Here is a 14,115-nt window from a genome sequence, read left to right on the forward strand (position 1 = left end):
CCACCCGCCATCCGATCTCCGTGTGGTGGACCGAGATCCGTCGGGTGCTGCGGCCGGGCGGCACCTACTTTGCGCAGCACATCGGGCCGGCCACGATGGGCGAGCTGGTCGAGTACTTCATCGGACCGCAGCCCGAGAAATGGGCCGAATTTCACCCGGACGCCGTGCGCGCGCAGGTGGACGCCGCGGGCCTGCAGGTGGTGGATCTGCGCGCGGAGCGGCTGCGGGCCGAGTTCTTCGACATCGGGGCCGTCGTCTACTTCCTGCGCAAAGTAGGTGCCGCCCGGCCGCAGCACCCGACGGATCTCGGTCCACCACACGGAGATCGGATGGCGGGTGGTCACCAGGTCGAACGCCTCGTCGGCGAACGGCAGCGGTGGTTCGTCCCGGGTGGCCACCAGCACGACGCCGAGCGGATGCAGGCGTTTGGTCGCCAGCGCCGCATTCGGGGGCCACGTCTCGATGGCCGCCATCGTCGGCGGGAACGGCCCCGCGCCCGCCAGCACCTCGCCGCCCCCGGTGTGAATGTCCAGCGCGGCCGACACCTTCGCCAAGCGACCGCTCAGCTGCCGCTGGAAGCCCCAGGACGGCCGCTCCTCGGTCGCGCGGCCGTCGAGCCAGGAGAAGTCCCAGCCGTCGACGGATACGGAATCGGCTTCGGCGACCAGGTCTTCGAATGTGCGCGACATGCATTGCATTGTCACCGAAGCACCGAGATCGCCGCCATGGTCGCGGCCGGCGGGCTCAGACCGTGCTGGGTTCGGTCGACGCGATCTCGGGGGCCAGCGGCGCGATGGCGCTGAGGATGTCGGTGACGGTCGCCGAGGGCACGCCGGCGGCGGCGAGCGCGTCCGCCAAATGCCCGGCGACCAGGCTGAAGTGGTGCATGGTGATGCCGCGCCCCTGGTGCACCTGCTTCATCGGCGCGCCCGTGTAGGGCTCGGGCCCCCCGAGCGCGGCCGCGAAGAACTCGACCTGCTTGCCCTTGAGGCGGTTCATGTTCGTGCCGGTGAAAAAGCCCGACAGGTGGTCGTCGGCAAGCACGCGAACGTAGAAGTCCGCGACGACGGCCTCGAGGGCCTCGTGCCCGCCGATCCGCTCGTAGATCGTGGCGGGGTTGCGGAAGCGCGCCAGAATTCTCATAAATCCGATCAGAACATCGCGGCGTTGCCCACCCGTTAGTGCGCTATCACACCCGGATTACCCTCTGTAACAAGGGGATTGCCCGCGAATGGCCCCGACCCGGGCCGCCGTGTGAGCCGCCGACTCGCCGTTCACATGGCGGCAATCTTGCCTCCGACGGCCGACGGATGCCCTAGGTTGGTGCTATGACCCACGTCACATTGCCCGTCAGGAGCACATGCCGATGAATCTCCTTGGAGACTTGACCAACCTGGTGGAAAAGCCTTTCGCGGCGATGTCCAACATCATCAACACCCCCAACTCGGCCGGGCGATACCGGCCGTTCTATCTGCGCAACGTGCTGGACGCGGTGCAGGGCCGCACGCTCGAGGATGCCGTGCAGGGCAGGATCGTCCTGATCACCGGCGGCTCGTCGGGTATCGGCGAGGCCGCCGCCAAGAAGATCGCGGAGGCGGGCGGGGTGGTGGTCCTGGTCGCCCGCACCCGGGAGAACCTCGAAAAGGTCGCCGACGAGATCCGCGGCAACGGCGGGACCGCCCACGTCTACCCGTGCGACCTGACCGACGTGGACGCCATCGCCGCGATGGCCGACCAGGTGATCGACGACCTCGGCGGCGTCGACATCCTGATCAACAACGCCGGGCGGTCGATTCGGCGCTCGCTGAAGCTGTCCTACGACCGCATCCACGACTACCAGCGGACCATGCAACTGAACTACCTCGGCGCCGTCCAGCTCATCCTCAAGTTCATCCCCGGGATGCGCGAACGCGGCTTCGGCCAGATCATCAACGTCTCCTCGGTCGGCGTGCAGACCCGCGCGCCGCGCTTCGGCGCCTACATCGCCAGCAAGGCCGCCCTGGACAGCCTGTGCGACGCGCTGCAGGCCGAGGTCGTCAACGACGACGTCAAGTTCACCACCGTGCACATGGCGCTGGTGCGCACGCCGATGATCAGCCCGACCACGATGTACGACAAGTTCCCCGCGCTGACACCGGACCAGGCCGCCGGCGTGATCACCGATGCGATCGTGCACCGGCCCCGGCGGGCGAGTTCGCCGTTCGGGCAGTTCGCCGCCGTCGCCGACGCCGTCAACCCGGCGGTGATGGACCGCGTGCGCAACCGCGCATTCGCCATGTTCAGAGACTCCGACGCGGCCAAGGGCGGCGAATCGTCCAGTGATGCAGAGCCTTTCGACAAGCGGAGCGAGACGTTTGTCCGCGCGACCCGCGGGATACATTGGTGACACGATGAGTCTTCCGAAACCTGACACCGACACCACCGTCGTCATCACCGGCGCCTCGTCCGGCATCGGCGCCGAACTGGCTCGCGGCCTGGCCCGCCGTGGGTTCCCGCTGCTGCTGGTCGCGCGGCGCCGCGAGCGCCTCGACGAACTCGCCAACGAGGTGGGCCAGGAATACTCGGTGGCGGTCGAGGTGCTGCCGCTGGACCTCAGCGATGCCAAGAGCCGCGCCAAGCTGGCGGACCGGCTGCGCACCGAACCGATCGCCGGGCTGTGCAACAGCGCAGGCTTCGGCACCAGCGGGGTCTTCCACGAGCTGCCGCTCGAACGCGAAAGCGAGGAGGTCACGCTCAACGCGCTGGCGTTGATGGAACTCACCCACGCGGTGTTGCCCGGCATGGTCGAGCGCGGCGCCGGCGCGGTGATGAACATCGCCTCGATCGCCGGGTTCCAGCCGCTGCCCTACATGGCCGTGTATTCGGCGACCAAGGCGTTCGTGCAGACGTTCTCCGAGGCCATCCACGAGGAACTGCACGGGACCGGGGTGTCGGTCACGGTCCTGTGCCCGGGCCCGGTCCCCACCGAATGGGCCGAGATCGCCAACGCCGAACGGTTCAGCATCCCGGTGGCGCAGGTTTCGCCGCGCGACGTGGCCGAGGCGGCCATCGGCGGGATGCTGGCCGGCAAGCGCAGCGTGGTTCCGGGCATCGTGCCCAAGGTCGTCAGCACCGGCGGCAGGTTCGTGCCGCGCACCTTGCTGCTGCCGGGGCTGCGGATCGGCAACCGATTCCGCGGCGGGCCCAGCCGCTGATGGCCGCCGTGCGCCCGCTGCGGCAAGGTGCGCTGGCGGCGAGGGTGAGTTGTTGGCTTTGACTGTGAGTCCACGGCGACAAAATTGCGGGATCCGCGCCCTCGGCTCACACGCGAAGCCCTGAGCTCACACGCGAAGCCCTGCGTTCACACGCGAAGCTGTGGGCTCGCAACGGTCCGGCGGCTACGTTGGTCTGATGGCCGCCGTTGACCTGACCGCCGACATGCCGATGACCCCGCAGGAGATGTGGGACCGCGTGTCGGACTTGTCGGATCTGGGCGACTGGCTGGTGCTGCACGAGGGCTGGCGCAGCGAGCTGCCCGACGAGATCACCGAGGGCACCGAGATCGTGGGCGTGGCGCGGTCCAAGGGCCTGCGCAACCGGGTGACGTGGACGGTGACCACGTGGGACCCGCCGCACGAGGTCGCGATGTCGGGGGCGGGCAAGGGCGGGGCGAAATACGCCGTCACGCTCACCGTGCGGCCCGCCGCGGGCGGGTCCACCCTGGGCCTGCGCCTCGAGCTGGGGGGACGCGCGTTGTTCGGCCCGGTGGGCTCGGCCGCGGCGCGCGCGGTCAGGGGAGACGTGCAGAAGTCGCTGAAGCAGTTTGTGGAGCTGTACGGGTAGGCATCACCGCCGTATCGTCGTCCTCCCACAGCAGCAGTTGCCGCACCGCCGAGCGCGGCCCGTAGGGCCGGAGCATCGTGCTGGCCGGGCGCGGGCGCACCCGCTGCGGCCACCAGAACCAGCGCCCCAGAAGCGTTGCGACGGAAGGCGTCATGAACGACCGCACGATCAGCGTGTCGAACAGCAGCCCCAGGCCGATGGTGGTCCCGATCTGGCCCAGCACCTGGAAACCGCTGAACACGAACGCGCACATGGTGATCGCGAAGACCAGGCCTGCGGAGGTCACCACCGAGCCGGAGCCTGCCATCGAGCGGATGATGCCGGTCTTCAGTCCGGCATGGATTTCCTCTTTGAATCGCGAGATCAGCAACAGGTTGTAGTCGGAACCCACCGCCAACAGCAGGATCACCGCCAGAGCCAGCACGACCCAATACAGCTTGATGCCGAACATGTACTGCCACACCAGCACCGACAGCCCGAAGGAGGCGCCGAGCGAAAGGGCCACCGTGCCCACGATGACGAGGGCGGCGACCAGGCTCCGCGTGATGATCAGCATGATGAGCAGGATGAGGCTGAGCGCGGCGAGCCCGACGATCAGCAGGTCGTATTTGGCGCCGTCCTGGATGTCCTTGTACGTGGCTGCGGTGCCGCCGATGTAGATGTGGGCGTCGGCCATCGGCGTGCCCTTCAGGGCCTCGTGCGCGGCGTTGACGATCGGGTCGATATGCGAGATGCCTTGCGGCGTGGCGGGATCGCCGTCATGGGTGACGATCATCCGGGCCGCCTCGCCGTCGGGCGAGAGGAACAGTTTCAGCCCGCGCTTGAAGTCGGGGTTGTTGAACACCTCGGGGGGCAAATAGAAGCTGTCGTCGTTCTTCGCGGTGTCGAAGGCCCGCCCCAGCGCCGTCGCGTTGTCGATCGCGGCCTGCGTCTGGGCGTTGATGCCGGCCTGGGTGGCGTGGCTCGCCAGCGCCAGCTGGCGGTTGGTCTCCTGGCTGTCGATCTGGGGCGGGATCAGCGCGACGAGTTTGGGCTGCAGCGCGTCGAGCTTGTCCAGGGTGGCCGTGAGGTTTTCGAATTTCTCGGTGAGCTGATCGACCCCGTCGAGGGCGTCGAGGACCGACCGGATCGCGAAGCAGGCCGGGATGTCGAAGCAGTGTTTCTCCCAATAGAAGTAGCTACGGATCGGCCGGAAGAAGTCGTCGAAATTCGCGATCTTGTCCCGCAGGTCCCTGATCGTGTCGACGGTGTCGTGAAAGCTCTGGGTTTCGGCGTGGGTGGCCGCGGCGAGCTGCTGCTGCAGGGCGTACTGCTGCTTGAGGATGTTGATGGTCTTCGCCAATTCGCCGGCCTGCTTCAGCAGGTCGTCGGCCCGATCCCGTTGGTACGTCAGGTTTTCCTGCTGGGCGGCGCTCTGATTGCTGATCACGAAGGCGAGCGAGCTGTGGTCGAGCGGGGTTCCCAGCGGCCGGGTGATGGTCTGCACCTGAGCGACGCCGCGCACATGGAACACCGCCTTGGCCACCCGGTCCAGGATGAGCATGTCGGCCGGGTTGCGCATGTCGTGATCCGTTTCCACCATGAGCAATTCGGGCTCCAGCCGGGCACGCGAGAAGTGCTTCTCGGCGGCCGTGTAGCCGATGTTGGCCGGCGCGCTGGCGGGCATGTAGGGGCGGGTGTCGTAGCTCGTCTTGTACCCGGGCAACGCCAGCAGACCGATCAGGGCCAGGGCGCACGCCGCCGTGAGCACGGGCGCGGGCCACCGGACGATCGCCGTGCCGATCCGCCGCCAACCGCGGGTTCGCATCGCGCGTTTCGGGTCGAACACGCCCAGGGCGGCGCCCAGGGTGAGCACAGCCGGGCCCAGGGTGAGCGAGGCGAACAGCGCCACCAGGATGCCGAGAGCGGCTGGGATGCCGAGGCTTTGGAAGTAGGGCAGCCGGGTGAAGGCCAGACAGGCCACGGCGCCGGCCACGGTCAGGCCCGAACCCAGCACGATGTGGGCCGTGCCGCGATACATGGTGTAGTAGGCGGTTTCCTTGTCCTCGCCGGCCCCGCGCGACTCCTGGTAGCGGCCGACGAAAAAGATCGCGTAGTCCGTTCCGGCGGCGATCACCAGCAACGTGAGGAGGTTCGTCGCGTACGTCGACAACCCGATGATGCCGGCGTTGCCCAGGAAGGCGACGATGCCTCGGGCGGCAGACATTTCGATGAGGACCGTGATGAGCACGAGCAGCATGGTGAAGAACGAGCGGTAGACGAACAGCAACATCACCGCGATCACCCCGACGGTGATCGCCGTGACCTTCGCGGTGCCCTTGCTGCCGACGTCGAACTGATCGGAGATCAGCGGTGCCGCGCCGGTCACATAGACCTTGACGCCCGGCGGGGGTTGCATGTGGTCAACGATGTCGCGGACGGCGCCGACGCCCTCGTTGGCCAGCGCGGAGCCCTGATTGCCCGCGAGGAACAGCTGGACGTAGGCCGCCTTGCCGTCGCTGCTCTGCGATCCCGCCGCGGTCAGGGTGTCGCCCCAGAAGTCCTGAACGTGCTCGACGTGCTTTTTGTCCTGCTCGAGCTTGCGGATCATCGTGTCGTAGAACTTGTGCGCGTCCGCGCCGAGCGGCTTGTCACCTTCCAGGACGATCATCGCTTGGCTGTCGGTGTCGAACTCCTGAAACTTGTGGCCGATGCGCTTGATCGCCTTCAGCGATGGTGCGTCGGGCGAGTTCAGCGCCACGTTGTGGGTTTTCCCGACCTCTTCCAGCTGCGGCACCGCGATGTTCGTGATGGCGGCCAGCCCGATCCAGAACAGCAGGATCGGCAGCGAGAGCCGGCGGATGGTGTGCGGCAGGCGGGGCCGCGTCAGTTGATCGTTGCTCATCCCGACTTATCCAGACAGAAGGTGTAGGCGTCGACTTCGTTCACGGTGCGTTCGTCCTTGACCTCGCCGTTGACGGTGATCCGGCAGCCGAGGGTGCTGCCGGTGCCCTGCGCCACCACGTTGCCGACGACCGCGGGCTGCGTGGTGGTGATGGTGTACGACCAGGGCAGGGGTGCGTTTTTGACTTGTTGCGGCTGGGCGTTGACGTCCAGGTAGTTGATGGTCGCCACGGCGCCCGGCGTGCCGAAGACCTCGAGCACCACCTGTTTGGGGTTGAACGGCACGATCTCGTTGGCAAGGCCGCTGTTGGCCGAGACATTGGAATGCGAGCCGAAGATGCCGTGCAGGCGATAGATCGCGAACCCCGCCAGCGCGACGACGAGCACCGCGACCAACGGTATCCATCCCCGCCTGACGAGGGACATACTCGGAATCCCCTTCACCCGTTGGCCATTCGATGCTCAGGTGCCACTGTCACGCGGCCCTGCGAGCGCCATCGTTGGGTATGACCATACGGTACTGACCAGTACTGCACAAGAGACGCGACCGTACACTTCGGGCGCCATCTATCAACTGGCCTGATATCCGCTGGTCCGGGTGAGTCCGGGCATGATGAAGTCGTCGACGAGGGCTTGCACGGTGCGGCGGGTGGGCGGTTGCCCGGGGATGATGGAGCGAAAGATCAGATACCCGGGCAGCAGGTCCCACAACTCGTCGGCGATGGCGTCCTCGGGGATCTCGCCGCGGTCAACCGCCTGGCGCAGGACGTGTTGGAGCATGGCCTTGCGCTGATCGAGGAACTGGTGCTGCAGTGCGTCACCGAGGGCGGGGTGACGCGACGCCTCGACGAGCACCGCGCGGATGGTGCTGGCGAGCTGGGAGCCCTGCTGACAGATCTTGTCCCCGATGTGCAGCAAATCGCCCCGCAACGTGCCGGTTTCCGGCGGGACCGCGATCTGGCAGATGCCCTCGATGAAGGCGGCCAGCACCAATTCGGCTTTCGAGGGCCAGCGCCGGTACACGGTGGCCTTGCTGGCCCGGGCCTCGCTGGCCACGGCGTCCACCGTCAACCCGTCGTAGCCGTGGTCGGCCAACAGCCGCAACGTCACCGCGAGCAGCTCGGCCTCGCGCGGCGACCACGGCGACGACCCCGCGTACCGGTCGGCAGTCTGGGTCATGCGCCCACCATAGATCCGCGGGGCGTGACTGCGTGAGTTAAAGACACACTCGCGACACGCCGGGGGTTCGTCGGTGGTCGGTCATAGACTGGCGTCCCTATGAACCAGTCGTCCTTCGTGCACCTGCATAACCACACCGAGTACTCGATGCTGGACGGGGCCGCGAAGATCACGCCGATGCTCGACGAGGTGGCACGGCTGGGAATGCCCGCGGTCGGGATGACCGACCACGGGAACATGTTCGGCGCCAGCGAGTTCTACAACACGGCCACCAAGGCGGGGATCAAGCCGATCATCGGGGTGGAGGCGTACATCGCCCCTGGCTCGCGCTTCGACACCCGGCGCGTCACCTGGGGGGATCCCAGCCAGAAGGCCGACGACGTATCCGGCAGCGGTTCCTACACGCACCTGACGATGGTGGCCGAGAACGCCACCGGCCTGCGCAACCTGTTCAAGCTGTCCTCGCTGGCGTCCTTCGAGGGCCAGCTGAGCAAGTGGTCACGGATGGACGCCGAGCTCATCGCCGAGCACGCCGAAGGCATCATCATCACCACCGGCTGCCCGTCCGGGGAGGTCCAGACCCGGCTGCGCCTGGGCCACGACCGGGAGGCGCTGGAATCGGCCGCCAGGTGGCGCGAGATCGTCGGGCCGGACAACTACTTCCTCGAGTTGATGGATCACGGCTTGTCCATCGAACGGCGGGTCCGCGAGGGGTTGCTCGAGATCGGCCGCAAGCTCGGGATTCCGCCGCTGGCGACCAACGACTGCCACTACGTCACGCGCGATGCCGCCCACAACCACGAGGCGCTGCTGTGCGTGCAGACCGGCAAGACGCTGTCGGATCCCAACCGGTTCAAGTTCGACGGCGACGGCTACTACCTGAAGTCCGCCGCCGAAATGCGCCAGATCTGGGACAACGAGGTGCCCGGCGCCTGCGACTCGACGCTGCTGATCGCCGAGCGCGTCCAGCCCTACGACGAGGTGTGGGCGCCCCGCGACCGGATGCCGATCTTCCCGGTCCCCGAGGGGCACGACCAGGCGTCGTGGCTGCGGCACGAGGTGGACGCCGGGCTGCGCCGGCGGTTTCCCGACGGCGCGCCGGACGGTTACGCCGCGCGCGCGGAGTACGAGATCGACGTCATCTGCGGCAAGGGCTTCCCCTCCTACTTCCTGATCGTCGCCGACCTGATCAATTACGCCCGCTCGGTGGGCATCCGGGTGGGCCCCGGCCGCGGATCGGCCGCCGGGTCGCTGGTCGCCTACGCGCTGGGCATCACCGACATCGACCCGATTCCGCACGGCCTGCTGTTCGAGCGGTTCCTCAACCCCGAGCGCACGTCGATGCCCGACATCGACATCGACTTCGACGACCGCCGCCGCGGCGAGATGGTGCGCTACGCCGCCGACAAGTGGGGCTCGGACCGGGTGGCCCAGGTCATCACCTTCGGCACCATCAAAACCAAAGCGGCGCTGAAGGACTCGGCGCGCATCCACTACGGCCAGCCCGGCTTCGCGATCGCCGATCGGATCACCAAGGCGTTGCCACCGCCGATCATGGCCAAGGACATCCCGCTGTCGGGCATCACCGACCCGAACCACGAGCGGTACAAGGAGGCCGCCGAGGTCCGCGGCCTGATCGAGACCGACCCGGACGTGCGCACCATCTACCAAACCGCGCGCGGCCTGGAGGGCCTGATCCGCAACGCGGGCGTCCACGCCTGCGCGGTGATCATGAGCAGCGAGGCGCTCACCGAGGCGATCCCGCTGTGGAAGCGCCCGCAGGACGGGGCCATCATCACCGGCTGGGATTACCCGTCGTGCGAGGCCATCGGCCTGCTGAAGATGGACTTCCTGGGCCTGCGCAACCTCACGATCATCGGCGACGCGATCGAGAACATCAAGGCCAACAAGGGAATTGACCTCGATCTGGAGTCCGTGCCGCTGGACGACAAGCCCACCTACGAACTGCTCGGGCGCGGTGACACGCTCGGGGTATTCCAGCTCGACGGCGGCCCCATGCGCGACCTGCTGCGCCGCATGCAGCCGACCGGGTTCGAGGACATCGTCGCGGTGCTCGCGCTGTACCGGCCCGGTCCGATGGGCATGAACGCACACAACGACTACGCCGACCGCAAGAACGGGCGGCAGGCGATCAAGCCGATCCACCCCGAGCTCGAGGAACCGCTGCGCGAGATCCTCGCCGAGACCTACGGGTTGATCGTCTACCAAGAGCAGATCATGCGCATCGCGCAGAAGGTGGCCAGCTACTCGCTGGCCCGAGCCGACATCCTGCGCAAGGCGATGGGCAAGAAGAAACGGGAAGTGCTGGAAAAGGAGTTCGAGGGCTTCTCGGACGGCATGAAGGCCAACGGGTTCTCGGCCGGCGCCATCAAGGCGTTGTGGGACACCATCCTTCCGTTCGCCGACTACGCGTTCAACAAGTCGCACGCCGCGGGCTACGGCCTGGTGTCCTACTGGACCGCCTACCTCAAGGCCAACTACGCGGCCGAGTACATGGCCGGCCTGTTGACCTCGGTGGGCGACGACAAGGACAAGGCCGCCGTCTACCTCGCCGATTGCCGCAAGCTGGGCATCACGGTGCTGCCACCGGACGTCAACGAGTCCGGACTGAACTTCGCCTCGGTCGGGGCCGACATCCGCTACGGGCTGGGCGCGGTGCGCAACGTCGGCGCCAACGTGGTGAGCTCGTTGATCGGGACCCGCGGCGAGAAGGGCAAGTTCACCGACTTCTCGGACTACCTGAACAAGATCGACATCTCGGCCTGCAACAAGAAGGTCACCGAGTCGCTGATCAAGGCGGGTGCCTTCGATTCGCTCGGGCACGCACGCAAGGGCCTGTTCCTGGTCCACACCGACGCCGTCGACTCGGTCTTGGGCACCAAGAAGGCCGAGGCGATGGGGCAGTTCGACCTCTTCGGCGGCTCCGAGGGGGACGGGGCCGGTGACTCCGTGTTCACCATCAAGGTGCCCGAGGACGAGTGGGAGGACAAGCACAAGCTGGCCCTGGAGCGAGAGATGCTGGGACTGTACGTGTCCGGGCATCCGCTCAACCGGGTGGCGCACTTGCTGACCGCCCAGGTCGACACCGCGATCCCGGCGATCCTGGACGGCGACGTCCCCAACGACACGCAGGTGCGGGTGGGCGGCATCCTGGCCTCGGTGAACCGGCGGGTCAATAAGAACGGGATGCCTTGGGCGTCCGCGCAATTGGAAGACCTCACCGGTGGCATCGAGGTGATGTTCTTCCCGCACGCGTACTCGACGTTCGGTGCCGACATCGTCGACGACGCGGTGGTGCTGATCAACGCCAAGGTGGCGATCCGCGACGACCGGATCGCGCTGATCGCCAACGAGCTTGTGGTGCCGGACTTTTCCAGCGCCCAGGCGGACCGGCCGATCGCCGTCAGCCTGCCGACGCGGCAGTGCACCCTCGACAAGGTCAGCGCGCTCAAGCAGGTGCTGGCCCGCCATCCCGGCACCTCGCAGGTGCACCTGCGGCTGATCAGCGGGGACCGCATCACCACCCTCGAGCTGGACGCCTCCCTGCGGGTGACACCCTCGCCCGCGCTGATGGGCGACCTCAAGGAGCTGCTCGGCCCCGGGTGCCTGGGCGGTTAGCCCGTCAGCCCAGGACCTGGCCGACGAGCCGGGTGAGCTCCGCGGCCACCCGGTCCAGGGGCGCGATGCTGCGCTGGGCGCGGCACATGGCGACGGTGCCCTCGACGGCGGCGACGATCAGGGTCGCGACGCGTTCGGCCTGGGGCGCGGCCGCGCCGTGGTCGCGCAGCGATTCCGCCAAGAGCGCGGTCCAGTTGCCGAAAGCGGCGGCCGCCGCCTCGCGCGGTGCGCCCTGTCCGTCGGGCAGATCCTCCACCGACACCGCCAGGACGGGGCACCCCGCGTGGAAGTCGCTGTCCAGCACCACATTTCGCCACATCGCCAGGAACGCCTGCAGGCCGGCGATCGGCCCCGCGCGCAACTCCTTGGTCAGGATGCGGACGGTGAGGTCGTCGGCCCACCGCACCGCCTCGGCGGCCAGGTCGGACTTTCCGCCCGGGAAGTAGTGGTACGTCGAGCCCAGCGGGGCCCGCGTGTGCTTGGCGAGTTCGCGCACGCTGGTGGCGTTGAGCCCGCGGCGGCGAATCATGTCGGCCGCGCCGGCCACCATGCGCTGGCGGGAGTTCCCGGCGTCCTCGGCCATGGCGACCTCCCTTGCTATGACGACTGTTATAACATACCCTGCCGGTTATAACGATCGCTATAGGGAGTTGTTGATGCCGATGACCGAGTCCGCGGGAGGTGGCGCCGAGGCGCCGGCCGTCCGGCGGTCGATCCGGGAGCTCGGCCTCGATTCCATCGTCGACGTGCACACCCACTTCATGCCGAAACGCGTGATGGACAAGGTGTGGGCCTACTTCGATCGCGCCGGGCCGCTGATCGGGCGCACCTGGCCGATCGCGTATCGGCTCGACGAGGGCGCGCGGGTGCGGCAGCTGCGCGATTTCGGGGTCGCCGCGTTCACCTCGTTGGTCTATCCGCACAAGCGCGACATGGCCGAGTGGCTCAACGCCTGGGCGGCGCAGTTCGCCGCGGCCACGCCGGAATGCATCCACACCGCGACGTTCTTTCCCGAGCCGACGGCCCCGGACTACGTGGGGCGCGCCATCGCCGACGGAGCTCGACTGTTCAAGGCCCACATCCAAGTCGGCGATTACTCGCCGACGGATCCCCAATTGCACCGTGTCTGGGCCGTGTTGGAGGAAGCGGGGATCCCTACGGTGATTCACGCCGGATCCGGCCCCACGCCGGGCAGGTTTACCGGTCCGGCACCGGTGGCCGAAATCCTGCGCCGCCATCCGGCGCTCAAGCTCATCGTCGCGCACATGGGCATGCCCGAGTACCGCGACTTTCTCGACCTGGCCGACCGCTATCCCGGGGTCTACCTGGACACCACCATGGTCTTCACCGAGTTCACCGAAGAGGACCATCCCTTCCCGCCGCAATTGCGCGGCGCGCTGCGCGGGCTGGCCGACAAGGTGCTGTTCGGCAGCGACTATCCGAACATCCCCTATTCGTATCGCCACGCGATCGAGTCGATCACGCGCCTCGGCCTGGGCGACGAGTGGTGCCGAAAGGTCCTGCATTCCAACGCCGTAGCGCTGTTCAGCGAGGAGAGTCCATGAGAAGCCTGATGTTCGTCGCCCCGGGGCAACTTCGGTTCGACGACGCCGATGACCCGTCGATCGTCGCGGCCTCCGACGCGCTGGTGCGCCCGTTGGCGGCGACGACGTGCGATCTCGATCATCACGTCGTCGCCGACAAGACGCCCTTCTCCGGCCTGGGACCCTTTCCACTGGGGCACGAATGCGTCGGCACCGTCGTCGAGGTCGGCCCCGAATGCACCAGCGTCAGCGTCGGGGACGTCGTCGGCGTGGCCTGGCACATCGCCTGCGGCACCTGCGCGCAATGCCGGCTCGGACATCCCGCCCGCTGCCTGCGCCACGGCGACGCCCAATACGGCCTTCCCGTCAACGGGGCCTGGGGCGGAACGTTTTCCGAGCTCATCCGCGTGCCCTACGCCGACTACAACCTCGCCCCGCTGCCCGCCGGGATCGATCCGGTCCACCTGGCCTCGATCGGTGACAACCTCGCGCTGGGCTGGGAAACGGTGATGCCGACCATCGACGGCATCGCCGACCCCCAGGTCGCGGTGTTCGGCGGAACCGGGTCGATCGGCTTGTATTGCGTCGACGTCGCCGTCCACTGCGCGCACGCGCGCACCGTGTACTACGACGACGACCCGACCCGCATGACGGTCGCCGAAAAACTCGGGGCGGAGGTACACGACGTGAACGACAAGCACGAGAAGGACTTTCACCTCGCCGTGGACGCCAGCGCCGGGCCCGAGCGCCTGCGCAAAGCCCTGCTCTCCGTCGTCCCCGAGGGCCACGTCAACAGCGTGGGCATTTATTTTCAGGACGTGGCGCTGCCGATGCTGCAGCTCTACATCCGCGGCGTGCACTTCCACAACGGCAAGGGCCAGGCCCGGCCCAGCATGACCCCGACGCTGGCGGCCGTCGCCGCCGGGACGCTGCACCCCGAACTGGTCACCAGCGGCATCTACGGCTGGGACGACCTGCCCGCCGTCCTGACCTCGAGCATCCCCGGCCACAAACCCATTTTCGTTTTGGACTAGGGGGTTGCCCGCCG

At 67.6% G+C, this 14,115-nt stretch carries 12 protein-coding genes; 6 read left to right on the plus strand and 6 right to left on the minus strand.

Translation table 11 applies throughout. The annotated features are described in order from the left end of the window. On the minus strand, positions 1 to 689 hold a 689-nt coding region (locus A5673_RS29925), incomplete at its 3' end, for a class I SAM-dependent methyltransferase (RefSeq protein WP_231970955.1). A 55-nt stretch (positions 690 to 744) separates the two neighbouring features. Next, entirely contained in the window at positions 745 to 1,143 is a 399-nt protein-coding gene (locus A5673_RS08795) for a group 1 truncated hemoglobin (RefSeq protein ID WP_068229996.1), read from the minus strand. 223 nt (positions 1,144 to 1,366) lie between these two features. On the opposite strand from A5673_RS08795, the gene A5673_RS08800 reads away from it, so the two are divergent. The 3 genes from A5673_RS08800 to A5673_RS08810 all read left to right on the plus strand — a co-directional run bounded on the left by A5673_RS08800 (position 1,367) and on the right by A5673_RS08810 (position 3,822). After that, on the plus strand, positions 1,367 to 2,386 hold the full coding sequence (locus tag A5673_RS08800; RefSeq protein WP_068230148.1) for an SDR family NAD(P)-dependent oxidoreductase: 1,020 nt from the start codon (positions 1,367 to 1,369) through the stop codon (positions 2,384 to 2,386). A gap of 4 nt (positions 2,387 to 2,390) precedes the next feature. Further along, entirely contained in the window at positions 2,391 to 3,194 is an 804-nt protein-coding gene (locus A5673_RS08805) for an SDR family oxidoreductase (RefSeq protein ID WP_068229999.1), read from the plus strand. Positions 3,195 to 3,390: 196 nt separating this feature from the next. Further along, the gene (locus A5673_RS08810) at positions 3,391 to 3,822 is read left to right on the plus strand and encodes an SRPBCC family protein (RefSeq protein ID WP_068230002.1); all 432 of its coding nucleotides are present in this window, start codon (positions 3,391 to 3,393) and stop codon (positions 3,820 to 3,822) included. Here the strand turns inward: A5673_RS08810 and A5673_RS08815 are convergent. The 3 genes from A5673_RS08815 to A5673_RS08825 all read right to left on the minus strand — a co-directional run bounded on the left by A5673_RS08815 (position 3,770) and on the right by A5673_RS08825 (position 7,884). Further along, complete coding sequence (locus A5673_RS08815) at positions 3,770 to 6,706, minus strand: RND family transporter (RefSeq protein ID WP_068230006.1); 2,937 nt, start codon at positions 6,704 to 6,706, stop codon at positions 3,770 to 3,772. The genes A5673_RS08810 and A5673_RS08815 overlap by 53 nt on opposite strands. Next, positions 6,703 to 7,131, minus strand: a complete 429-nt coding sequence (locus A5673_RS08820; protein ID WP_197518333.1) for an MmpS family transport accessory protein — start codon at positions 7,129 to 7,131, stop codon at positions 6,703 to 6,705. Before A5673_RS08820 ends, A5673_RS08815 begins: the two co-directional genes overlap by 4 nt. 144 nt (positions 7,132 to 7,275) lie before the next feature. Next, on the minus strand, positions 7,276 to 7,884 hold the full coding sequence (locus A5673_RS08825; RefSeq protein WP_068230008.1) for a TetR/AcrR family transcriptional regulator: 609 nt from the start codon (positions 7,882 to 7,884) through the stop codon (positions 7,276 to 7,278). Positions 7,885 to 7,983: 99 nt separating this feature from the next. Between A5673_RS08825 and dnaE the strand changes: the two genes are divergently transcribed. After that, on the plus strand, positions 7,984 to 11,523 hold the full coding sequence (dnaE, locus tag A5673_RS08830) for a DNA polymerase III subunit alpha (RefSeq protein WP_068230011.1): 3,540 nt from the start codon (positions 7,984 to 7,986) through the stop codon (positions 11,521 to 11,523). A 4-nt stretch (positions 11,524 to 11,527) separates the two neighbouring features. On the opposite strand, the gene A5673_RS08835 is transcribed toward dnaE, so the two are convergent. Then, the gene (locus A5673_RS08835) at positions 11,528 to 12,106 is read right to left on the minus strand and encodes a TetR/AcrR family transcriptional regulator (RefSeq protein WP_068230014.1); all 579 of its coding nucleotides are present in this window, start codon (positions 12,104 to 12,106) and stop codon (positions 11,528 to 11,530) included. Positions 12,107 to 12,185: 79 nt separating this feature from the next. Here A5673_RS08835 and A5673_RS08840 point away from each other — a divergent pair, with 79 nt between their 5' ends. Then, positions 12,186 to 13,088, plus strand: a complete 903-nt coding sequence (locus A5673_RS08840; RefSeq protein WP_068230153.1) for an amidohydrolase family protein — start codon at positions 12,186 to 12,188, stop codon at positions 13,086 to 13,088. Continuing rightward, positions 13,085 to 14,101 (plus strand): zinc-binding dehydrogenase, encoded by a 1,017-nt coding sequence (locus tag A5673_RS08845; RefSeq protein ID WP_068230018.1) that lies wholly within the window; start codon positions 13,085 to 13,087, stop codon positions 14,099 to 14,101. The genes A5673_RS08840 and A5673_RS08845 overlap by 4 nt, the downstream gene beginning before the upstream one ends. The last annotated feature ends 14 nt before the right edge of the window (positions 14,102 to 14,115 follow it).

It is taken from the genome of Mycobacterium sp. E3198, from assembly GCF_001667015.1.
In the GTDB taxonomy this organism is placed as follows: domain Bacteria; phylum Actinomycetota; class Actinomycetes; order Mycobacteriales; family Mycobacteriaceae; genus Mycobacterium.